The organism is Bradyrhizobium sp. AUGA SZCCT0283 (genome assembly GCF_018130385.1).
In the GTDB taxonomy this organism is placed as follows: Bacteria; Pseudomonadota; Alphaproteobacteria; order Rhizobiales; family Xanthobacteraceae; genus Bradyrhizobium.
The window spans coordinates 389,348-409,600 of sequence record NZ_JAFCLU010000001.1 but is presented as its reverse complement, the minus strand read 5'-3'; the positions used below and the strand labels follow the sequence as shown (position 1 = coordinate 409,600).

21 protein-coding genes are annotated in these 20,253 nt (G+C 63.2%); 8 read left to right on the top strand and 13 right to left on the bottom strand.

The window, feature by feature from the left end; all coding sequences use genetic code 11:
* Positions 1-3 precede the first annotated feature (3 nt).
* From JQ624_RS01915 to JQ624_RS01910, 3 genes are read right to left on the bottom strand one after another with little or no spacing between them, the layout of a single operon-like run.
* Positions 4-147 carry a hypothetical protein gene (locus JQ624_RS01915; RefSeq protein ID WP_212417130.1) on the bottom strand — a complete coding sequence of 48 codons (144 nt, stop codon included), beginning with the start codon at positions 145-147 and terminating at the stop codon, positions 4-6.
* Positions 125-247 carry a hypothetical protein gene (locus JQ624_RS39240; protein WP_283816889.1) on the bottom strand — a complete coding sequence of 41 codons (123 nt, stop codon included), beginning with the start codon at positions 245-247 and terminating at the stop codon, positions 125-127. The genes JQ624_RS01915 and JQ624_RS39240 overlap by 23 nt, the downstream gene beginning before the upstream one ends.
* A 9-nt stretch (positions 248-256) precedes the next feature.
* Positions 257-835: a hypothetical protein gene (locus JQ624_RS01910; RefSeq protein WP_212417129.1), complete on the bottom strand. Its 579-nt coding sequence runs from the start codon at positions 833-835 to the stop codon at positions 257-259.
* An 89-nt stretch (positions 836-924) separates the two neighbouring features.
* Between JQ624_RS01910 and JQ624_RS01905 the strand changes: the two genes are divergently transcribed.
* Positions 925-1,182: a hypothetical protein gene (locus JQ624_RS01905; protein WP_212417128.1), complete on the top strand. Its 258-nt coding sequence runs from the start codon at positions 925-927 to the stop codon at positions 1,180-1,182.
* A gap of 51 nt (positions 1,183-1,233) precedes the next feature.
* On the opposite strand, the gene JQ624_RS01900 is transcribed toward JQ624_RS01905, so the two are convergent.
* Complete coding sequence (locus JQ624_RS01900) at positions 1,234-2,607, bottom strand: serine protease (protein ID WP_212417127.1); 1,374 nt, start codon at positions 2,605-2,607, stop codon at positions 1,234-1,236.
* 162 nt (positions 2,608-2,769) lie between these two features.
* Here JQ624_RS01900 and JQ624_RS01895 point away from each other — a divergent pair, with 162 nt between their 5' ends.
* Positions 2,770-3,573 (top strand): molybdopterin-synthase adenylyltransferase MoeB, encoded by an 804-nt coding sequence (locus JQ624_RS01895; RefSeq protein WP_212417126.1) that lies wholly within the window; start codon positions 2,770-2,772, stop codon positions 3,571-3,573.
* A 3-nt stretch (positions 3,574-3,576) separates the two neighbouring features.
* Here JQ624_RS01895 and JQ624_RS01890 read toward each other — a convergent pair whose 3' ends face one another.
* Positions 3,577-4,572 (bottom strand): aldo/keto reductase, encoded by a 996-nt coding sequence (locus JQ624_RS01890; protein ID WP_212417125.1) that lies wholly within the window; start codon positions 4,570-4,572, stop codon positions 3,577-3,579.
* A gap of 119 nt (positions 4,573-4,691) precedes the next feature.
* Between JQ624_RS01890 and JQ624_RS01885 the strand changes: the two genes are divergently transcribed.
* Positions 4,692-5,606 (top strand): LysR family transcriptional regulator, encoded by a 915-nt coding sequence (locus tag JQ624_RS01885; RefSeq protein ID WP_212417124.1) that lies wholly within the window; start codon positions 4,692-4,694, stop codon positions 5,604-5,606.
* A gap of 4 nt (positions 5,607-5,610) precedes the next feature.
* On the opposite strand, the gene JQ624_RS01880 is transcribed toward JQ624_RS01885, so the two are convergent.
* Both JQ624_RS01880 and JQ624_RS01875 read right to left on the bottom strand, forming a co-directional pair.
* Positions 5,611-6,282, bottom strand: coding sequence for a uridine kinase (locus JQ624_RS01880; RefSeq protein WP_312014368.1), 672 nt, complete (start codon positions 6,280-6,282; stop codon positions 5,611-5,613).
* 15 nt (positions 6,283-6,297) lie between these two features.
* The gene (locus JQ624_RS01875) at positions 6,298-7,299 is read right to left on the bottom strand and encodes a D-glycerate dehydrogenase (RefSeq protein WP_212417123.1); all 1,002 of its coding nucleotides are present in this window, start codon (positions 7,297-7,299) and stop codon (positions 6,298-6,300) included.
* Positions 7,300-7,645: 346 nt separating this feature from the next.
* Here JQ624_RS01875 and JQ624_RS01870 point away from each other — a divergent pair, with 346 nt between their 5' ends.
* Positions 7,646-8,173, top strand: a complete 528-nt coding sequence (locus JQ624_RS01870; RefSeq protein ID WP_212417122.1) for an SH3 domain-containing protein — start codon at positions 7,646-7,648, stop codon at positions 8,171-8,173.
* A gap of 162 nt (positions 8,174-8,335) precedes the next feature.
* Here JQ624_RS01870 and irrA read toward each other — a convergent pair whose 3' ends face one another.
* Positions 8,336-8,827 (bottom strand): iron response transcriptional regulator IrrA, encoded by a 492-nt coding sequence (gene irrA / locus JQ624_RS01865; RefSeq protein ID WP_283816892.1) that lies wholly within the window; start codon positions 8,825-8,827, stop codon positions 8,336-8,338.
* A 337-nt stretch (positions 8,828-9,164) separates the two neighbouring features.
* On the opposite strand from irrA, the gene fabA reads away from it, so the two are divergent.
* From fabA to fabV, 3 genes are all read left to right on the top strand, one after another.
* Positions 9,165-9,686 (top strand): 3-hydroxyacyl-[acyl-carrier-protein] dehydratase FabA, encoded by a 522-nt coding sequence (fabA, locus tag JQ624_RS01860; RefSeq protein WP_212417121.1) that lies wholly within the window; start codon positions 9,165-9,167, stop codon positions 9,684-9,686.
* A 78-nt stretch (positions 9,687-9,764) separates the two neighbouring features.
* Positions 9,765-10,988: a beta-ketoacyl-ACP synthase I gene (fabB, locus tag JQ624_RS01855; protein WP_212417120.1), complete on the top strand. Its 1,224-nt coding sequence runs from the start codon at positions 9,765-9,767 to the stop codon at positions 10,986-10,988.
* 84 nt (positions 10,989-11,072) lie between these two features.
* Complete coding sequence (gene fabV, locus JQ624_RS01850) at positions 11,073-12,242, top strand: enoyl-ACP reductase FabV (RefSeq protein ID WP_212417119.1); 1,170 nt, start codon at positions 11,073-11,075, stop codon at positions 12,240-12,242.
* A 171-nt stretch (positions 12,243-12,413) separates the two neighbouring features.
* Here the strand turns inward: fabV and JQ624_RS01845 are convergent, their stop codons facing one another.
* The 3 genes from JQ624_RS01845 to JQ624_RS01835 all read right to left on the bottom strand — a co-directional run bounded on the left by JQ624_RS01845 (position 12,414) and on the right by JQ624_RS01835 (position 14,726).
* Positions 12,414-13,010, bottom strand: coding sequence for a glutathione S-transferase family protein (locus JQ624_RS01845; RefSeq protein WP_212417118.1), 597 nt, complete (start codon positions 13,008-13,010; stop codon positions 12,414-12,416).
* A gap of 292 nt (positions 13,011-13,302) precedes the next feature.
* Positions 13,303-13,758, bottom strand: a complete 456-nt coding sequence (locus JQ624_RS01840; protein ID WP_212417117.1) for a GNAT family N-acetyltransferase — start codon at positions 13,756-13,758, stop codon at positions 13,303-13,305.
* A gap of 41 nt (positions 13,759-13,799) precedes the next feature.
* Positions 13,800-14,726, bottom strand: coding sequence for a LysR substrate-binding domain-containing protein (locus JQ624_RS01835; protein WP_212417116.1), 927 nt, complete (start codon positions 14,724-14,726; stop codon positions 13,800-13,802).
* A 100-nt stretch (positions 14,727-14,826) separates the two neighbouring features.
* Here JQ624_RS01835 and katG point away from each other — a divergent pair, with 100 nt between their 5' ends.
* On the top strand, positions 14,827-16,977 hold the full coding sequence (katG, locus tag JQ624_RS01830) for a catalase/peroxidase HPI (RefSeq protein ID WP_212417115.1): 2,151 nt from the start codon (positions 14,827-14,829) through the stop codon (positions 16,975-16,977).
* 89 nt (positions 16,978-17,066) lie between these two features.
* Here katG and JQ624_RS01825 read toward each other — a convergent pair whose 3' ends face one another.
* A complete protein-coding gene (locus JQ624_RS01825) occupies positions 17,067-17,813 on the bottom strand; it encodes a superoxide dismutase (protein WP_212417114.1) in 747 nt (248 codons plus the stop codon).
* A gap of 227 nt (positions 17,814-18,040) precedes the next feature.
* Positions 18,041-20,194, bottom strand: coding sequence for a polyribonucleotide nucleotidyltransferase (gene pnp / locus JQ624_RS01820; RefSeq protein WP_212417113.1), 2,154 nt, complete (start codon positions 20,192-20,194; stop codon positions 18,041-18,043).
* Positions 20,195-20,253: the final 59 nt, after the last annotated feature.

The window sequence follows — 20,253 nt, the reverse complement described above, 5'->3', positions numbered from 1 at the left end:
CCTTCAGCGCGGATAAAGAACGCGCTGCCAGATCGTGCCGCCGAGATATTTGTTGCCGGCCACGAAGTAGACTACTATCAGCGCAAACAGGGCCAGCGCCGGTATTCCTTCCAGCTTGAAACCGTCAGCGGTCAGGCTGCCGGTCAACGCCGATTGCGTAGCCGCCACCGAAAAAGACCATAATGAAATCAAGGATGGCGGCCGCTATCCTGCGCCAGGTCGCGACCGGCTTGCTGATTTCCGCCATCGGTGCACCTTACTTGATCGCCATCGGAAAATCAGCCGTCGCATGCGCAAGGAGACCGGCGGCGCCGGCGTAGCTGGTCGACGGCCCCTTCACCTTGACGTCGATCGCAATCAACTTCCACTCGCCTTCCGAAATCGCGTAGTCGAGCTCGTAGTTCAGGCGCGACGGAGTCGTATCGAAATAGCCGCGCAGCATCAGGACGCCGTTGCTGCCGATCCTGGCTTCGCGGGTCGTAACCAGCGGTGTGGCCGCAATTACATCAACATGCTTCCCGGCGAACGTCGTGAACGCTTGTTTGAGGGTGTCGGGCCCGAATTTTTCCCGGAATGCCCCGGCCATCTTTGCGTGCATCACATCGTAATTGCCGGTGAGGTTGGCGTCATTGAGAGTCAACAGCGTGGTCTTGACCATAACTTCTTCCACCAGCGGCGTCGGTAGAGGTTGCGATTGTGCAATTGCCCCGCTCGCAGCTATTGCTGCGCCGACTGCCGCGATGATCCCTATCATAACGCGATTCATGCCTGCACCCGATGTATTTTGGTTTTGAGTTGGCGGCCGAATGCCTCGACCGTCGTTGACCTGCGTCAAGCCGCGAATATCAAGTAACTCCACCGGAGAGAATTTACTGCAGTGCAACTCCCGTTATTTTCTGGGGGATCACGTCGACGATCAGTGAAATGAACGAGATTGCTTCCGCGATCGCCAGCGCCGTCGAGGAACAGGGCTCGGCCACGCAGGAAATCACCCGCAACGTGCAGCCGGCGGCGCTCGGCACCGGTGAAATCTCGGCGAATGTGGTCGGCGTCCAGCAGGCCGCCGGCGATACCGGCGCCGCCGCCCATCAGGTGCTGCAGGCGTCGAGCGAACTGTCGATACAGTCCGAGACGATGCGCGGCGAGGTCGAAACCTTCCTCAGCAACATCAAGGCGGCTTGATCTACTCGTGTCCCGGACGCGCAGCACCGCGTCCGGGACACGAGCGAGCGGCTATTTTCTTACACAGATCACGCGAACGACTGACGCCTTGGCGTCGGTCGATCCACCGGCCGCGCTGACGCCATTGGCCTTGAGGAAGTCGCGCACCATGTCGGCGGTCACCAGCACCGCCTGCGCCGCGGGTGCGCCGTTGGTGGGCCCCGCGACCTGAACCGGCTTCAACAGCGCGATGCCGGCAAACCTGCCGTCGCCATCCTGCGCGGGCGCGCCGGAAAAGCCGAGCGCCGGCGCGGGCGTCAGCGCGATATCGCTGCCGCCGCCAAGCTGGGCCACCGAAGCCTTGACGCTGGTCACCGCGGCGCCGCCGCCCTGGTTCTGCGGATCGGCAATGCCGGTGAGGTCGAGCGCCGTCTTGGTGGCGGCGTTGGCGAGATCGAGCGCCTTCAGCCCGCGCGCGCCATAGATGCGCAGCAGCGCAAGATCGTGCTCCTTGTCCTCGGCGACGCGATCGGCATTGCCGAAGCCCGCGATCGCGACGGTGAGGCAGCCGTCGGTGATCTGGCGGTCAGCGATGATCGCGCCGTCGTCACTGACGACGACGCCGGTGCCGTATTCCACGGTCTTGCGCGGCGGAGGTCCCGCCATTTGCACGGCAGCCGGAAACGCATTGAACGCGCTCGACATCGCGATCACGATCGGTTCCACGGTATTCTCGGTCGCCTGGTCGTAGAGGATGGTGAGAATGCGGACCTCGTCGCCCTTGAAGGTGCCGCGGAGATAAAATTTCTTCAGGCCCTGCAGGCCGGACAGCACGAAAAAGTCCGGCTTGACCACGGTGTAGTCGATGTTGCGCCCCGGCTCTTTCTTCTCGCGCTCGGCGAGCTTTGCCGTGACGGGGCCGGCTTCCTTGCGCCGGGCCAGTTGAATCTGGATCGTGCCGGTCGGCGACGTCCACTTGGTGCCGTTGGCGTCGCTGGCTTGCTGCGGCACCAGTTTGGTGGGGATCCCCAGCCGTACGCCGGTGCCGGGATCGGTGACGATTTTCCAGCCGACGCTTTCCTGCTTTTTCCTGGCGGTGTCCGCAAGCAGGCCGCGCTCCTGCGAATTGAGCACGCCGGTCTGCTTGGCCCCGCGGGATTTCTGGAATTCCTTGATCGCATTGACCATGCGCTCGCTGACGTCGCCCGTGATGGCGCCGTTATACTGCCCGACCCAGGCAAGGTCCGACTGCAGCGCCAGCCGCTCGGCCTGCCCCATCGCGTTGGCCGTGTCCTCCGGCTTCTGCAGCGCGGGACGGATCGGCACCGTGGTCACCGGTTTCGCCCTGGCGCCGGCCGTGGAGGGCGGCGTCATCTGCGCCCGCGCGTCCGAGGCCGCCAAACCTAAGGCCGCGATCATGAATGTTGCCGAAAGCACCGATCTCATGACAAATCCAGGAGAATGCCGGAGTGGAATAGGGGAGCGCTCATTGACGTCCCCCCAATTAAGCACATCTGCTTAGTCGGCAACAACCGCGCCCCGGTTCAGGGGATTGATTCAGGTCCTCATCCTGAGGGTTTGCCAGCGAAGGAAGGACAGCACACGACCATGCTGACGGCCGACGAACTCGAACGCTACGCCCGCCATATCGTGCTGCGCGACGTCGGCGGCCCCGGGCAAACCGCGCTGAAGGAGGCGTCCGTGCTGGTGATCGGCGCCGGCGGCCTCGGCGCGCCGGTGCTGATGTATCTGGCGGCGGCCGGCGTCGGCACGCTCGGCGCGGTCGACGACGACATCGTCACGCTGTCGAACCTGCAGCGTCAGATCATCCACACCACGCCCGACATCGGGCGGCGCAAGGTCGACAGCGCCGCCGAAGTGGTTCACGCGCTCAATCCGCATGTTCATTTCGAGGCGCATGCGGTGCGTCTCGATGCAAGGAACGTGATGTCGCTGATCGGCGGCTACGATCTCGTGCTCGACGGCTCCGACAATTTCGAAACCCGCTATCTGGTTTCCGATGCCTGCTTCTTTGCCGGCAAGCCGCTGATCACGGCGGCGCTCGGCCAGTTCGACGGATCGCTGACCACGATCCGCGCCCATGAGCGCAACGAGCAGGGCGAGTTCAATCCGACCTATCGCTGCCTGTTTCCCGAGCCGCCGCCGCCGGGCACCGTGGCGGCCTGCGCCGAAGCCGGCGTCATGGGTGCGCTGGCGGGCATGCTGGGCTCGATGATGGCGCTGGAGGCGATCCGCGAGATCGTCGGCTTCGGCGAGAGCCTGGTCGGACGGCTGGTGATGGTGGACGCACGCGCGATGCGGTTCGAGACCTTGCGCTACGCGCGCGACCCACAAAACCCGCTCAACGGCGATACGCCTGTCATCACCGATTTGAGCGGGCACGCGGCGTAGTATTCATCGCCTCTCGCTGTCCATATGCGCAAGCTGCGCCTCGGGATAGCGCGCGCCTGCGGCCACGCCCGGCGGGAATGCTTCGGCAAGGGCTGCCAGATGCGCCGGCGTCAGCTTCACGTCGAGTGCACCGAGCGCTTCAGCGAGGCGATCGCGACGGCGGGCACCGACCAGCGGCACGATATCCTTGCCCTGCGCCGCGACCCAGGCGATGGCGACTTGCGCTGGCGAAGCGCCGACATCGTCGGCAACTCGCCGCAACGAGTTCACCAGCATCAGGTTGGCATCGAGATTGGCGCCCTGAAAGCGCGGGCTGATGGCGCGAAAATCCTGCGCGCCGGACCGATCCTGGGTCCAGTGACCGCTGATCAGGCCGCGCGCCAGCACGCCGTAGGCGGTGATCCCGATGCCCAGTTCCCGGCAGGTTTTCAGAATGTCGCTCTCGATGCCGCGCGCGAGCAGTGAATATTCGATCTGCAGGTCGACGATCGGATGCACGGCGTGCGCCCGACGAATGGTGTGGGAGCCGACTTCGGAAAGGCTGATATGCCTGATCCAGCCGGCCTTCACCATGTCGGCCATCGCGCCGACGGTTTCCTCGATCGGCACGTCCGGATCGAGCCGGGCCGGCCGGTAGATGTCGATGTGATCGACACCGAGCCGCTGCAGCGAATAGGCGACGAAATTCCTGATCGCGGCCGGACGGCTGTCATAGCCGAGAAAGCCCTTGTTGGGATCGCGCAGCGCGCCGAACTTGACGCTGATCTGCAGATTGTCGCGGTCGCGTCCCGTGAGCGCTTCGCGGATCAGCATCTCATTGTGGCCCATGCCGTAGAAATCGCCGGTGTCGAGCAGGGTGATGCCGGCATCGAGCGCGGCGTGGAGGGTGGCGATGCTCTCGCTGCGGTCGGCCGGGCCGTAGAAATCCGACATGCCCATGCAGCCGAGGCCGATCATCGATACGGATGGACCTGTCGTGCCGAGTTTGCGCTTTTCCATGATGGTTCTCCTCGAAATCGGCGGGGGTATTCGCGCCGTGGTGACGAGGCTGATATGCGCCCTTCCGTAGGAGGCGATAAGCTGGACAATTATAAATAGTTTGTTCAGTATATCGAACAATGAAGGATTTCGACCTCCGCGACCTCGATGCTTTCGTGGCCGTGGCGCGCACCCGGAATTTCCGCCGCGCCGCGGTCGAGCAGGGCGTCTCCGTCTCGAGCCTCAGCCAGCGGCTGCGCGACATGGAGGAGCGGCTCGGCGTCCGCCTGATGAACCGCACCACGCGCAGCGTAGCCCTCACCGAGGCCGGTGAATTGCTGCTGGCCCGTGTCGGTCCTGCCATGTCGGATGTCGGCGCGGCACTCGATCAGGTGCGCGGCCTGCGGGCCGTGCCGTCGGGGCGCCTTCGCATCAATGCGCCGCCGCCGGCGATCGACCTGGTGCTGGCGCCGATGGTCGCACCGTTTCTTGCAGCGCATCCCAGGATCGATCTGGAGATCGTCGGCGAGAGCTCGTTCGTCGATATCGTGGCCGGAGGTTTTGACGCCGGCGTGCGCTATGGCGAGCATCTGGCGCAGGACATGATCGCGGTCTCGCTCGGCGCGCCGCAGCGCTACGCGGTGGTGGCCTCGCGCGAATATGTTGCGCAGCATGGAAGTCCGACACATCCGAAAGACCTGCTGGAGCATTCGTGCATCCGCACCCGTTTTGGCAGCGGCGCGATGCTGGACTGGGAATTCGAGAAGGCGGGCCGCGTCGTAAAAGTCTCGCCGCCGGCTAAGCTGGTCGCGACCTATCTCGGCTTGGCATTGCGGGCCGTCCATGACGGGGTCGGCTTCTGGCTGACCTTTGAAGGCTATGTTCGCTATGGCATCAAGTCAGGCGCGCTGGTCAGCGTGCTTGACGACTGGTGCGCCCCATTTCCGGGGCCGTTCCTGTACTATCCGAGCCGTCGCCAGCCGCCGCCGGCGCTCGCCGCGTTCGTGGCCTTCGTCGCGGAATGGCGTAAGCGGGAGAGACGGAAGAACAGATAACGGGCTACGCGCTCACCCATTTCAAAATTCTCGGCACTTCCAGATCGTTATAGTCGATCACGATATCGGCCTGCTGCTCGGGGACACATTCGGCGAGGTATCGACGCTGGCCGCCGACATAGCGCTGATGCGGCAGTGAGTTGGGATCAATCGCGTCGAAGCTCTCGCCGCGCGCTGCACCGCGCGGCAGCGAGACATCGAAATCGACTTTCAGAAGTATCGAAAGGTCCCAGCAGGGCCGCAGTTCGGGACGGTGCAGGAAGATTCCGTCCACGATCAGTGCCGCCGCCGGCGGGGCCTGCCGCCACTCCAGGTCAAACGGCCTGCCGTTATCAAGATCAAATCGCCTCGTCGCAAACCGGCCGGAGCCACCCGGGCTCAGGGGCTCGAGCAACAGCCGCCGGAACGAATCGTAATCATAGGAATCGAGATAAAAGCCATCGGGCGAATATCTGCCGCGCGCATAGCGAAGTTTTCGCGGATGGTGAAAATCATCCACCGAGGCGCGGATCACCGTCCGGCCTTTCGCGGCAACCAGCGGCGCCAGCGCGTCCGCCAGGGCCGTCTTGCCGGCGCCATCGACGCCGTCGATGGCAACGCGAATTCTTCGATCTGGATGAAAGCCGGCAACGGCATCGGCGAGGCGGGCGAGCAGGGATGTGTGCGCTTCGCTCACACCGCTTTTCCCGCCTCACAGCATGCTGGGCAGCACGCGATCCGGCGGCTTGTGGTTGTCGAGGAAGGTGCGGATGTTGATGATTACCTTCTCGCCCATCTCGACGCGACCTTCGATGGTGGCCGAACCCATATGCGGCAGCAGCGTCGCCTTGCCGGCCTTGGCGAGCCGTACCAGTTTCGGATTGACCGCGGGCTCGTGCTCGTAGACGTCGAGGCCGGCGCCGGCGATGTCGCCGGCTTCGATCAGCTTGATCAGCGTGTCCTCGTCGATCACCCCGCCGCGCGCGGTGTTGACGATATAGGCGTCTTTGCGGATCAGCTTCAGCCGCCGCGCCGACAGCAGATGATAGGTCGCCGGCGTATGCGGACAGTTCACCGAGATGATGTCCATCCGCGCCAGCATCTGGTCGAGGCTTTCCCAATAGGTCGCGCCAAGCTCCTCGGCGATAACAGGCGCCACCGGGCGGCGGTTGTGATAGTGGATCTGCAGGCCGAAGGCGCGCGCCCGGCGGGCCACGGCCTGGCCGATCCGGCCCATGCCGATGATGCCGAGGCGCTTGCCGCCGATGCGATGGCCGAGCATCCAGGTCGGCGACCAGCCCGGCCAGCTCTTGCCCTCGGTGAGGATCGATGCGCCCTCGATCAGCCGCCGCGGCACCGCGAGAATCAGCGCCATGGTCATGTCGGCGGTGTCTTCGGTCAGCACTTTCGGCGTGTTGGTTACCGTGATGCCGCGCGCATGCGCCGCTGTGACGTCGATATTGTCGACGCCGTTGCCGAAATTGGCGATCATGCGCAGCTTGCAGTCGGGATCTTTGAGGATCGCCTCGCTGATGATGTCGGTGACGGTCGGCACCAACACGTCGGCGGTACGGACCGCGTCCGCGATCTGTTCCGGCGTCATCGGCGTGTCGTCGAGGTTCAGCCTCGCGTCGAACAACTCGCGCATCCGGGTCTCGATCGAGTCCGGCAGCTTGCGAGTGACGACGACGAGAGGTTTTTTCTTAACCGACATGTCCTGCTCTCGTGAGGCGACGGCCCGCCAGAGCTCGCCGTTCAGATCTCATTAACCCGGTTGTTCGACACTGCTGATGCCGCGCGGTCCCGGTGTCCCGCTGTTTCCACAGGTAAGTCCTTGGGTTCCCAATACTTACCTCGGATTTTCAGCGGAAAATTCGGGTGTTCTTGTTCTCGACGTTCCGTCCTCTCTATCAGAAGGCCGGGCCAAGACAAGAACCCCCGGAAGTCACAATCCGGGGGCGACCAAAGCGGGGCACAGGGGTCTGGGGTTTTTCGGGCGTTAGCGAGCGGTTTCAACTCGAAGAATTTGAGTTGAGAGTATCTCGGCGGGAGACGAGTTGATGGCGTTGGGGCGTTTCTGTTCGGTGGCGGTGCTGGCGGGATGCTGGCTTTTGGCATCGGTCAGCACAGGGTTTTCGGCCAAGGATTCGGCCACCACCACGAGCGGCCTGCCAGTGCCGCGATATGTCAGCCTCAAATCCGACCATGTGAATGTCCGGGCCGGTCCGACCAAGGATAACGATGTCGCCTGGGTCTATACCCGCTCGGGCCTGCCGGTCGAAATCACCGCCGAGTTCGAGAATTGGCGCCGCGTGCGCGATTCCGAGGGCTCCGAGGGCTGGGTCTATCATTCCCTGCTGTCCGGCCGCCGCACTGCGGTCGTCACCATGAAAACCAAGGACGAACTGGCGGCGCTCTATGATCGTCCCGATCCGACCAGCGCGATTGCGGCCCGCCTGCAGGTTGGCGTTGTCACCCAGGTCAAGAAATGCGCCAATGGCTGGTGCCGCGTGATCGGCAACGGCTTTGACGGCTGGATCGAGCAGCAGCGCCTGTGGGGCGTTTACGCGGATGAGAAGGTGGAGTGAGCTCTCCGCTCTGAGCACAACTCTTGCGTCGTCCCCGCGAACGCCGGGACCCATACGCCGCGGCCCATCCATGAGGCGAGCGGGTAGACGCCTTCTCAAACAACAAGCATTTGTGGTTATGGGTCCCTGCTTTCGCAGGGACGACTCCGAGAAAGAAGCGCCCTACCGCTTCTTGCGCAGGCGCACGACCATGTCGACGCGCGCGATTTCGTAGCCTTCCGGCACGTCGGGCATCTTTGAGAGCATCAGATGCGGGTCGGGAATGTCGACCAGCTCGTGGTTGTTCTCGAGATAGAAGTGGTGGTGCGCGGTGACGTTGGTGTCGAAATAGGTCTTGGTGCCGTCGACCGAGACCTGGCGCAGCAGGCCGGCATCGGTGAGCTGATTGAGCGTGTTGTAGACGGTCGCCAGCGACACCGGAACCTTGGCCAGCGTCGCTTCCTCGTACAGCATTTCCGCGGTCAGATGGCGGGCGCCCTTGCCGAACAGCAGCCAGCCCAGCGCCATGCGCTGGCGGGTCGGCCTGAGACCTGCGGCCTGCAGCATTTCGTTGACGTCGTGCCAGGGACAGCCGGTCAACGCCGGCTGATGTCCGGCGGCCCGGGCGGCCGGATCGATACCGTCGTCGTTCAGGATTGAGGCTTGGTCGTTCATGTCCACTTCGGGCACCACGCGCGCTAACTTGGGCAATATTCTTTCCCAATATAAAAGGAAATCAGGTAGATGCAAGTTTTTCGCAACTAGAACCCGCCCAAGGTTAAAGAGGAACCAGCGTGCAAGCGCGGCGTTTTAGGCCGTTCCAGTGCTTTGCCGGGCCTTGGTGCCTATGTTACAGAGCGCGCGGACCACATATGCGATTTCGGCAGAGGCTAATGTCGATAGCACCCTAAGTAGCGCCAATTTGCGGGAAACAAGTGTTCTCCCGTAGGGAAACGGGTCCGGTTCGCTCAGAAAGCGCTCCATCGGGACATCTAAGGCAAGGCGGGACACGATGCTGGATCGGCGCAGCGGTTATGAATACGAGGACTTGCTGGCCTGCGGCCGTGGCGAGATGTTCGGCCCGGGCAATGCGCAACTGCCGCTGCCGCCGATGCTGATGTTCGACCGCATCACCGAAATCACCGAAAATGGCGGGGAGTTCGGCAAGGGTCTGATTCGGGCCGAACTCGATGTGAAGCCGGACCTGTGGTTTTTCGGCTGCCATTTCAAGAACGATCCGGTGATGCCGGGCTGTCTCGGCCTCGACGCAATGTGGCAGATGGTCGGCTTCTACCTGGGCTGGATCGGCGGCGAGGGACGCGGCCGGGCACTGGGGCTGGGCGAACTGAAGTTCTCCGGCCAGGTGCTGCCGAACGCCCGCAAGGTTGTGTACAACATCGACATGAAACGCGTGATGCGTTCAAAGCTGGTGCTTGGTGTCGGCGATGGCTGGCTTTCCATGGATGGCGAGATTATCTATCGCGCCAAGGACCTGAAGGTCGGGCTGTTCAAGCAGGGCACCGCGCCTGCCTGAGCGGCGCGATCACGCAATCAAAATATCTTCACGCAAAATATCTTCACGGACGAACGGAAACGGCAGGGCGAGGCGATCATGAAGCGGGTTGTCATAACGGGGATGGGTATCGTCTCGTCCATCGGAAATAACACCCAGGAAGTGCTTGCGAGCCTTCATGAGGCGAAATCCGGCATCACGCGCGCGGATAAATACGCCGAGCTTGGTTTCCGCTCGCAGGTGCAGGGCGCCCCGACGCTCAATCCGGCCGACGTCATCGACCGCCGCGCGATGCGCTTCCTCGGCGAGGGCGCAGCGTGGAATCACATCGCGATGGAGCAGGCGATTCAGGATTCCGGACTGACGCCCACGGAAGTCTCCAACGTCCGCACCGGCATCATCATGGGCTCCGGCGGGCCGTCCGCGCGCACCATCGTGGAAGCGGCCGACATCACCCGCACCAAGGGCCCGAAACGTGTCGGGCCGTTCGCGGTGCCGAAGGCGATGTCGTCGACGGCATCCGCCACGCTCGCGACCTGGTTCAAGATCAAGGGCGTGAACTACTCGATCTCGTCGGCCTGCGCGACCTCGAATCATTGCATCGGCAATGCCTATGAGACGATCCAGATCGGCAAGCAGGACGTGATCTTCGCCGGCGGCTGCGAGGAGCTCGACTGGACGCTGTCGGTGCTGTTCGACGCCATGGGCGCGATGTCCTCGAAATACAACGACACGCCGGCCACGGCCTCGCGCCCCTACGACATCAGCCGCGACGGCTTCGTCATTGCCGGCGGCGCCGGCGTGGTGGTGCTGGAAGAACTCGAACACGCCAAGGCGCGCGGCGCGCGCATCTATGCCGAAGTGGTCGGCTATGGCGCGACGTCGGATGGTTACGACATGGTCGCGCCGTCAGGTGAAGGCGCCGAGCGCTGCATGCGCATGGCGATGTCGACCGTGAAGACCCCGATCAATTACATCAACCCTCACGCCACCTCGACGCCGGCCGGCGATCCGCCGGAAATCGAGGCGATCCGAAAAGTGTTCGGCACCGGCGACAAGTGTCCGCCGATCTCGGCGACCAAGGCGCTGACCGGCCACTCGCTCGGCGCCACCGGCGTGCAGGAGGCGATCTATTCGCTGCTTATGATGAACAATGGCTTCGTCTGCGAGAGCGCCAACATCACCGAGCTGGATCCGGTCTTCGCCGACATGCCGATCGTGCGCAAGCGCATCGACAACGCCAAGCTCGGCACCGTGCTGTCGAACTCCTTCGGCTTCGGCGGCACCAACGCCACGCTGGTGTTCAAGCGGATGGATGCGTGATTTCGCTTTTACCTCTCCTTGCTTGCGGCGAGAGGTAGGCAGGCGGCGCATGGCGACTTTGCAACGATCTGAAACGGGGTGGGCATGATTATCGAACCGCGCGTGCGAGGCTTCATTTGCACGACGGCACATCCTGCTGGCTGCGCCACAAATGTCCGCGAGCAGATCGCTTATGTTCTCCGCCAGGGTTCCATTCCGGAATGCCCCAAGCGCGTCGCTGTGCTGGGGTGTTCGACCGGTTACGGCCTCGCGAGCCGCATTGTCGCGACCTTCGCCGGGGGCGCGGAGACCATCGGCGTGTCGTTGGAGCGCGAGCCTTCGGCAAGCAAAACGGGCAGCGCCGGCTGGTACAACAACCGCGCATTTGAGATCGAGGCCGAGAAGATCGGACGGTCTCCCCTCACGCTCGAGGGCGACGCCTTCTCCAACGACTTGAAGAAAACCTTCATCGACCGTGTGCGCGAAAAGTTCGGACAGCTGGACATGCTGGTCTACAGCATGGCCGCTCCGGTCCGGACAGACCCGGACACCGGCAAGACCTACCGCTCGGCGATCAAGCCGCTCGGCGCTCCCGTCGACATCAAGACTCTCAACACTGAGACCGGCGAGGTCTTCGAGACGACCATTGCGCCGGCGAGTGAGGATGAAGCGACCGCCACGGTGGCGGTGATGGGCGGCGATGACTGGAAGCGTTGGATCGACCAGCTCGCGGACGCCGGTGTTCTGGCGCCGGGCTTCCGCACCCTCAACTACACCTATATCGGCAGCGAACTGACCTGGCCGATCTACTGGCAAGGCACTCTGGGTCGCGCCAAAGTCGATCTCGACCGCAAGGCGGAGGCGATTCGGGGCCGGCTCGGCCAGGACGCTGCCCGCGTGGTGGCGCTGAAGGCCGTGGTCACCCAGGCAAGCTCAGCCATTCCGGTGGTGCCGCTCTATGGCACGGTGCTGTTCAAGGTCATGAAGCAGCTCCGGCTCCACGAAGGCTGCATCGAACAGATCGATCGCCTGTTCCGGACGCGCCTTGGCAAGGGTGTCGAACTGGACGAGGCTCAGCGCATTCGAGTTGACGACTGGGAGCTTTCGCCCGAAGTTCAGGCCGAGGTACTGCGACGATGGCCGCTGCTCTCCACGGAGACGCTCGGCGAACTGGCAGACCTTCCCGAATACAAGAGCCAATTCCTTCGCCTGTTCGGGTTTGGCATCGACGGCGTCGACTACTCAAGGGATGTGGACCCCCGCGTCGTTACATGAGCCGTTCGGGAAGCGGCTCTACTTTGCATGGGGTTGTTTTCGCGATTTTGTTTCCGGGATAGAGCCGCTTTGTAGGGTGGGCAAAGCGCAGCGTGCCCACCATTCAAGAGAGGGTCTGAGGATGCATGGTGGGCACGGCGCAGTCGCGCCTTTGCCCAGCCTACGGTCCGCTCACCCCGCCGCGATCTTCTCGGCGCGCTGGAACGCCGGGCGGGCCACGCAGCGGTCGATATAGGCGTCGAACGACGGCCGCGGCGGCACCATCTTGAACATCCGCACCGCAAAATTCAGTCCGGAGCCGAGCATGATGTCGGCGGCCGAGAACCTCTCGCCGAGAATCCAGGGACCTTTCTGCAAGGCGGCATCGAGCACGTCAAAGGTCTGCGTCGCACTGCCCCACGCCGCCGTGCTCGCCGGCACTTCGAGCTTGGTGAAGAGCTGGATCAGCGCCGGCTCGATGCAGCTTGGCGAAAAGAACAGCCATTGCAGATATCTCGCCCGCAGCGGATCGGTGGCGGCCGGCGCAAGATTGGTTTCCGGATAACGGTCGGCGATGTAGGCGCAGATGGCTGCCGCCTCGCCGAGCGCGGCGTCGCCGTCCTTCAGCCCCGGCACCTTGCCCATCGGGTTGATCGCGAGATATTCCGGCGCCTTCTGCGCACCCGTCGAGATATCGGTCAGCACGCGCTCATAGGGCAGCCCGGATTCTTCGAGCAGCCAGATCGCGGAGATCGAGCGCGAGCGCGGCGACCAGTAGAGCTGGATCATGTGGCATTCCTCTTCGGATCAATTGCGAAGTGTCGCGCAGGATTGCGTCAGGGCGGAGGCTGACGGATGTTGAATTTCGAAACCGGAGCGTCAGGTGTACCGTTTGCGCGGCCGCTCCCTGCGGAGACGAGGCTTGTGCCGATGCGGAAATGATGAAGCACGAAAGGAAAACCGCGGCAGTGAATACTCTAACCATACGAACTCGACAGCAATGCAGGGCGTATCCTGGCGTTTCTGAAACCAGAGCGTGCGCGAGCCGTGTGCAAGACGAAGATGCTTCGCGCGCCTCGGGTCAGTCGCTCTTCTTCCATCGGTAATATTTCATCACGCGGCCGGTCGCCGGCTCGACCTGTTCCTTCTCGAACACAAAGCCTTCGCGCTCGTACCAGCGCCAGGCCTTTTCATTCTCACGCACGCAGCGCAGCCAGATTTCATCCGGCAAATGGTGTCGCGTGAAGGCGAGCAATTGGCGCCCGAGACCGTTGCCTTGATATTCCGGCGCGACGAACAACTGGTCGAGGTAGCAGTCGGGCAAGTGCATCGCCAGCATCGCTGCCAATCTTCCATTGTCGTCGGCGACGTAAAGGCTCCAGCCCTTCTTCACTTCCACCGGAACCCGCACGCGCAATTTTGCCAGCAGGGAATCGCTGGCGCCTTCCAGCCCGGTCGAAACCCAGCTCTCCATCCAGACGCGGGCGACCTCGTCATACTCGTCTGACCGGGCGGGGCGAATGATGGTTTGTGGCAAGGTCAGTATCTCCCGAGGACTTGCCTCGCAGGGCCGCAATTTCATTTCCGCGATGGCGATTTCGCCTTGCGCTGTTCACGCAACGCGTCGGCTGCGAGGCAAACCACTTCGGAGATTTGCTGAAGCTGTGCGGCGAGTGGACTTGTCTTGCGCCACACCATGCCGATGGTTCGCGACGGCTGCGGATTCCTGAAGCGCGTGACCGAGACCGTCGCCGAGCGTGTTTCTACCGCGACCGCCATTTCCGGGATCAGGGTGACGCCGATGCCGGCGCCGACCATTTGCACGAGCGTTGACAGCGAGCTTGCGTCCAGCACTTCCCGTGGCGGCGACTGCATGTTGCAGAACGACAGCGCCTGATCGCGGAAGCAGTGTCCCTCTTCGAGCAGCAAAAGGCGCATCTCGCGCAGCGTCTCGTGGCTCGGCACCGGCGTTCCCTCATCCTCGCCCGGCCGCACCAGCAGGAAGTTTTCCGAAAAACATACGACCTCGGTCAGCGAAGGCTCGGACACCGGCAGCGCCACGATCGCCGTATCCAGCCGGCCCTCCACGACTTCCTTGATCAGCTTCGGCGTCAGCGTCTCGCGGACGTGAATGTCGAGTTCCGGATGCATCCGCGCGAGATTCTCGATCACCTTCGGCAGCAGATAGGGCGCAATGGTCGGGATCATGCCGATGCGCAGCCGGCCCGCGAGCCGGTCGCGCGAGGCGCGCGCGAAGTCGCCGAGTTCGTCGACCGAACGCAGGATCTCGCGGACGCGCTGGACGATCTCTTCGCCGAATTTCGTCAGCGTCACCTGCCGTGCGCTTCGCTCCAGCAGCACGCCGCCGAGGGTTTCCTCCATTTCCTTGATCTGCATCGACAGCGCCGGCTGCGAGATGGAGCATGACTCGGCCGCGCGCCCGAAATGGCCGTGACGTGCCAACGCATCGAAGTAGCGGAGCTGTCTGAGCGTCATCTGGATCATCAGATCATCTTATCGGTCCGATCATTAAAATCAACTTTACCTGATGGAAGGCGGTGCTTAGATTGCCTCCAATCCGACCAGGAACCATCAGGAGACGACCATGGATGATAAAACCAAATGCCCGTTTACGGGTGCACGCGGACACGCGAACCGCGACTGGTGGCCGGACGCGCTGGACGTTTCGGTTCTCCACCGCAACTCCACTCTGTCCGATCCAATGGGCGAGGCGTTCGACTACGCCAAGGAGTTCAAGACGCTCGACCTCAACGCGGTGATCAAGGACCTGCATGCGTTGATGACGGAATCGCAGGAATGGTGGCCAGCCGATTTCGGTCACTATGGCGGCCTGATGATCCGCATGGCGTGGCACAGCGCGGGCACCTACCGCATCACGGATGGCCGCGGCGGCGCCGGTGCGGGTCAGCAGCGCTTCGCGCCGCTGAACAGCTGGCCTGACAACGCCAACCTCGACAAGGCGCGCCGGCTGTTGTGGCCGATCAAGCAGAAATACGGCCGGAAGCTTTCGTGGGCCGATTTGATGATTCTCGCGGGCAACGTCGCCCTCGAATCGATGGGCTTCAAGACCTTTGGCTTCGCCGGTGGCCGCGCTGACGTCTGGGAGCCCGAAGAACTGTTCTGGGGCCCTGAGGGCACCTGGCTCGGCGATGAACGCTACAGCGGCGAACGCCAGCTTGCGGAGCCGCTCGGCGCCGTCCAGATGGGCCTCATCTACGTCAATCCGGAAGGGCCGAACGGCAATCCGGATCCGCTCGCGGCGGCCAAGGACATCCGCGAAACGTTCTTCCGCATGGCGATGAACGACGAAGAGACCGTCGCCCTGATTGCCGGCGGCCACTCCTTCGGCAAGACACACGGTGCCGGCGATCCGTCGCTGGTGGGACCGGCCCCGGAAAGCGGTGCGCTGGAGGATCAGGGCCTCGGCTGGAAGAGCAAGTATGGCACCGGCATCGGCGCCGACACCATCACCGGCGGCCCGGAAGTCACCTGGACGCAGACGCCGACGAAGTGGAGCAACCTGTTCTTCAAGAACCTGTTCGAAAACGAATGGGAGCTGACCAAGAGCCCGGCCGGCGCGAAGCAGTGGAAGGCGAAAGGCGCGGAAGCCACGATCCCGGACGCCTACGACAAGTCGAAAAAGCATGTGCCGACCATGCTGACCACCGACCTGTCGCTGCGCTTCGACCCGGCCTACGAAAAGATCTCGCGGCGCTTCTACGAGCATCCGGACCAGTTCGCCGACGCGTTCGCGCGGGCCTGGTTCAAGCTCACGCACCGCGACATGGGCCCGATCGCGCGTTATCTCGGCCCGCTGGTGCCGAAGGAAACGCTGATCTGGCAGGACCCGATCCCGGCGGTGGATCATCCGCTGATCGGCGAGCAGGATATCGCTGCGCTGAAGGCGAAGATTCTCGGCTCTGGCCTGTCGGTGTCCCAGCTGGTCTCGACTGCATGGGCGTCGGCGTCGACGTTCCGCGGCTCCGACAAGCGCGGTGGCGCGAATGGCGCGCGTATTCGTCTGAGCCCCCAGAAGGACTGGGAGGTCAACCAGCCGGCCGAACTCAAGACGGTCCTCTCGACGCTCGAAGCGATCCAGAAGGAGTTCGGCAAGAAGGTTTCGCTTGCCGACCTGATCGTTCTCGGCGGCTGCGCGGCGGTCGAAAAAGCCGCCAAGGACGCCGGGGTCGACGTCAAGGTGCCCTTTACGCCGGGGCGCATGGATGCGTCGCAGGATCAAACCGACGTCGAGTCCTTTGCTCCGCTCGAGCCGCGAGCCGACGGCTTCCGCAACTACGTCAGCAGCAAGAAGCACCAGTTCATGACGCCCGAGGAGGCGTTGGTGGACCGCGCGCAGTTGTTGCGGCTGACGGGGCCCGAGATGACGGCTCTCGTTGGCGGCCTGCGCGTTCTCGGCGCGAATACGGCTAACTCCAAGCACGGCGTGTTCACCAGCAAGCCGGGCACGCTGACGAACGACTTCTTCGTCAACCTGCTCGACATGAGCACGCAATGGCAGCCCGCCGGCTCCGACGGCACGTATGAGGGCCGCGACCGCAAGACGAATGCGGTCAAGTGGACCGGCACCCGCGTCGACCTGGTTTTCGGTTCGCACGCACAGCTCCGCGCTTTCGCGGAGGTCTATGGGTGCACGGACTCGAAGGAGAAGTTCGCCAAGGATTTCGTGGCGGCATGGACCAAGGTGATGAACCTCGATCGCTTCGACATCGCCTGAGCCTCAAGAGAAAGCTCGCGCGGTTCGTGCGAAGTCATCCGTAAAACAAAAGGGCGGCCGAGAGGCCGCCCTTTTCACATCGAATGCGCTCACGCGCCGAGCGTGCCGGCCTTCGCCGCCGCATAGCGCTCGGCGATCTTGGCCCAGTTCACGGTGTTCCACCACGCCTTCAGATAATCGGCGCGGCGGTTCTGGTAGTTGAGATAATAGGCGTGCTCCCACACGTCGTTGCCCATCAACGCGCGCTTGCCGTCCATCATCGGGTTGTCCTGGTTCGGGCGGGTCTCGATCGCGAGCTTGCCGTCCTTGGCGACGGTCACGAACACCCAGCCCGAGCCGAACTGGCGGCCGCCGGCGGCGTTGAAGTCGTTCTGGAATTTTTCCATGCCGCCGAGATCGCGGTCGATCGCCGCCAGCACCTCGCCCTCCGGCTTGCCGCCGTTCGGGCCCATGATTTCCCAGAACATGGTGTGGTTGGCGTGGCCGCCGAGATTGTTGCGGACGGTGAATTTGATGCCGTCGTCCAGCGCATTCAGATTGCCGAGGATGTCTTCGATCTTCGCCGTTCCCAACTGCGGATTGGTCTTGGCGATGTTATTGAGGTTGGCGACATAGGCGCCGTGGTGCCGGTCGTGATGGATTTCCATCGTCTTGGCGTCGATATGTGGTTCGAACGCATTGGTCGGATAGGTGAGCGGCGGCAGTATGAAGGGGCCGGTTGGGGCCGCGGCCGGGGCAGGAGCGGCGGCTTGCGCAAAGACAAGACGTGGGGCTGCAGCAACGGCCGCGATACCGGTTGCGGCAAACATCAGATGGCGCCGGGACATGGATGACATCGACTTCTCCTTACTTTTAGATGAACTGGATGAATATGCGTGAACGAACGCCCAAAGCCGCTGCGCGCGACAAGCTACCGGCGGCGGGTGGGATCGGGTTTCGTTTTCTACCCTCGTGAGCCTGCGACGTAATCGCACAGGTGCTGCAGTCCCGGCAATGTAACTCGGGCAGACAACAAAAAAGGGTGGCCGTTCGGCCACCCTTTCGTTCACATTTTAGCGATGCCTTACTCGCCGGCGGCTTCGCGCTGCGGCGCTTCCGCCTTCTGCTTGGCCTCGAGGTCCTCGCCGGTTACCTGATCGACCACCTTCATCGACAGCCGGGTCTTGCCGCGGTCGTCGAAGCCGAGCAGCTTGACCTTGACCTTGTCGCCTTCCTTGACGACGTCGGAGGTCTTCTGCACGCGCGCCGAAGCGAGCTGGCTGATGTGGACGAGGCCGTCCTTGGCGCCGAAGAAGTTCACGAACGCGCCGAACTCCATCACCTTGACCACGGTGCCTTCGTAGATCTGGCCGATCTCCGGATCGGAGGCGATCGACTTGATCCACTTGATCGCGGCCTTCATGGCCTCGCCGTCGTTGGAGGCGACCTTGACGGTGCCGTCGTCCTCGATGTTGACCTTGGCGCCGGTCTTCTCGACGATCTCGCGGATCACCTTGCCGCCGGTGCCGATCACTTCACGGATTTTGTCGGTCGCGATCTTGAACGTTTCGATGCGCGGCGCGTATTCGCCGAGCTCGGCGCGGGCATTGGTCAGCGCCTTGGCCATTTCGCCGAGGATGTGGATACGCCCGTCCTTGGCCTGGCCGAGCGCGACCTTCATGATCTCCTCGGTGATGCCCTCGATTTTGATGTCCATCTGCAGCGAGGTGATGCCCGTCTCAGTGCCGGCCACCTTGAAGTCCATGTCGCCGAGATGATCCTCGTCGCCGAGGATGTCGGACAGAACCGCAAAGCGCGAACCTTCCAGAATCAGGCCCATCGCGATACCCGCGGTCGGCCGCTTCAAGGGAACGCCCGCATCCATCAGCGCCAGAGAGGCGCCGCACACCGAGGCCATCGACGACGAGCCGTTGGATTCGGTGATCTCGGAGACCACGCGCACCGTGTAGGGGAATTCGTGGTGCGGCGGCAGGACCGGGTGGATCGCGCGCCAGGCCAGCTTGCCGTGGCCGATCTCGCGGCGCTTGGTGCCGCCGAGGCGTCCGGTTTCACCGACCGAGTAGGGAGGGAAGTTGTAGTGCAGCAGGAACGTCTCTTTGTACGTTCCCGACAGCGCGTCGATATACTGCTCGTCCTCGCCGGTGCCGAGCGTGGTCACGACCATCGCCTGGGTTTCACCGCGGGTGAACAGCGCCGAGCCGTGGGCGCGCGGCAGCACGCCGACTTCGGCGATGATGTTGCGCACGGTCTTGGAATCGCGGCCGTCGATGCGCTTGCCGGTGTCGAGGATGTTCCAGCGAACGATCTTGGCTTCGAGTTCCTTGAACACGGCGGCGATGCGCAGCTTGTCGTATTTCGGCTCCTGCCCTTCCGGGAAGTAGTGCGCCATCACCTTTTCCTTGGCCTTGCCGACCGCCGCATAGCGATCCTGCTTGACCGGGATGGCGTAGGCTGCGCGCAGCTCCTGCTCGATCAGGCCGAGGATTTCCTTCTCGAGCGCGCTTTCGTCGACGACCTTGACTTCACGCGGCTCCTTGGCGGCCTTTTCGGCCAGTTCGATGATCGCCTTGATCACCGGCTGGAAGTGGCGATGGCCGAACATCACGGCGCCGAGCATGATGTCTTCGTTGAGCTCTTTGGCTTCCGATTCCACCATCAGCACGGCGTCGGCGGTGCCGGCGACGACCAGGTCGAGCTGGGTCTCGACCATTTCGTCGAGCGTCGGGTTGAGCACATATTCGTCGTTGATGAAGCCGACGCGGGCAGCACCAATCGGGCCCTTGAAGGGAGCGCCGGATATCGTCAGCGCCGCCGAGGAGGCAACCAGTGCCAGGATATCGGGATCGTTTTCCATATCGTGCGACAGCGTCGTCACGATCACCTGGGTTTCATTGCGCCAGCCGTCGACGAACAGTGGACGGATCGGGCGGTCGATCAGGCGGGAGACCAGCGTCTCCTTTTCGGTCGGACGGCCCTCGCGCTTGAAGTAGCCGCCGGGAATGCGGCCCGCGGCGTAGGTCTTTTCCTGGTAGTCGACGGTCAGCGGCAGGAAGTCGACGCCCTCGCGCGGCGACTTCGCGGCAACGACGGTGGCGAGCACGATGGTCTCGCCATAGGTGGCGAGCACGGCGCCGTCGGCCTGACGGGCGATCTTGCCGGTTTCCAGCTTGAGGGGACGTCCACCCCAGTCGATCTCGACGGAATGCTTATTGAACATTGTGGTTTCTTTCATGGGTTCACGAGAGAGCGGAGCCCAAAAACACAAAGACCATGCGC

Excerpts from the sequence above, each read along its gene's own strand:
- katG (WP_212417115.1), top strand. The coding sequence starts at position 14,827 with ATGGATGATAAAACCAAATGCCCGTTTACGGGTGCACGCGGACACGCG.
- JQ624_RS01900 (WP_212417127.1), bottom strand. The coding sequence starts at position 2,607 with ATGAGATCGGTGCTTTCGGCAACATTCATGATCGCGGCCTTAGGTTTG.
- JQ624_RS01835 (WP_212417116.1), bottom strand. The coding sequence starts at position 14,726 with ATGATCCAGATGACGCTCAGACAGCTCCGCTACTTCGATGCGTTGGCA.
- pnp (WP_212417113.1), bottom strand. The coding sequence starts at position 20,194 with ATGTTCAATAAGCATTCCGTCGAGATCGACTGGGGTGGACGTCCCCTC.
- JQ624_RS01845 (WP_212417118.1), bottom strand. The coding sequence starts at position 13,010 with ATGATCCAGCTCTACTGGTCGCCGCGCTCGCGCTCGATCTCCGCGATC.
- JQ624_RS01885 (WP_212417124.1), top strand. The coding sequence starts at position 4,692 with ATGAAGGATTTCGACCTCCGCGACCTCGATGCTTTCGTGGCCGTGGCG.
- irrA (WP_283816892.1), bottom strand. The coding sequence starts at position 8,827 with ATGAACGACCAAGCCTCAATCCTGAACGACGACGGTATCGATCCGGCC.
- JQ624_RS01895 (WP_212417126.1), top strand. The coding sequence starts at position 2,770 with ATGCTGACGGCCGACGAACTCGAACGCTACGCCCGCCATATCGTGCTG.
- fabV (WP_212417119.1), top strand. The coding sequence starts at position 11,073 with ATGATTATCGAACCGCGCGTGCGAGGCTTCATTTGCACGACGGCACAT.
- JQ624_RS39240 (WP_283816889.1), bottom strand. The coding sequence starts at position 247 with ATGGCGGAAATCAGCAAGCCGGTCGCGACCTGGCGCAGGATAGCGGCC.
- JQ624_RS01905 (WP_212417128.1), top strand. The coding sequence starts at position 925 with ATGAACGAGATTGCTTCCGCGATCGCCAGCGCCGTCGAGGAACAGGGC.
- JQ624_RS01875 (WP_212417123.1), bottom strand. The coding sequence starts at position 7,299 with ATGTCGGTTAAGAAAAAACCTCTCGTCGTCGTCACTCGCAAGCTGCCG.
- fabA (WP_212417121.1), top strand. The coding sequence starts at position 9,165 with ATGCTGGATCGGCGCAGCGGTTATGAATACGAGGACTTGCTGGCCTGC.
- fabB (WP_212417120.1), top strand. The coding sequence starts at position 9,765 with ATGAAGCGGGTTGTCATAACGGGGATGGGTATCGTCTCGTCCATCGGA.
- JQ624_RS01870 (WP_212417122.1), top strand. The coding sequence starts at position 7,646 with ATGGCGTTGGGGCGTTTCTGTTCGGTGGCGGTGCTGGCGGGATGCTGG.
- JQ624_RS01890 (WP_212417125.1), bottom strand. The coding sequence starts at position 4,572 with ATGGAAAAGCGCAAACTCGGCACGACAGGTCCATCCGTATCGATGATC.
- JQ624_RS01825 (WP_212417114.1), bottom strand. The coding sequence starts at position 17,813 with ATGTCATCCATGTCCCGGCGCCATCTGATGTTTGCCGCAACCGGTATC.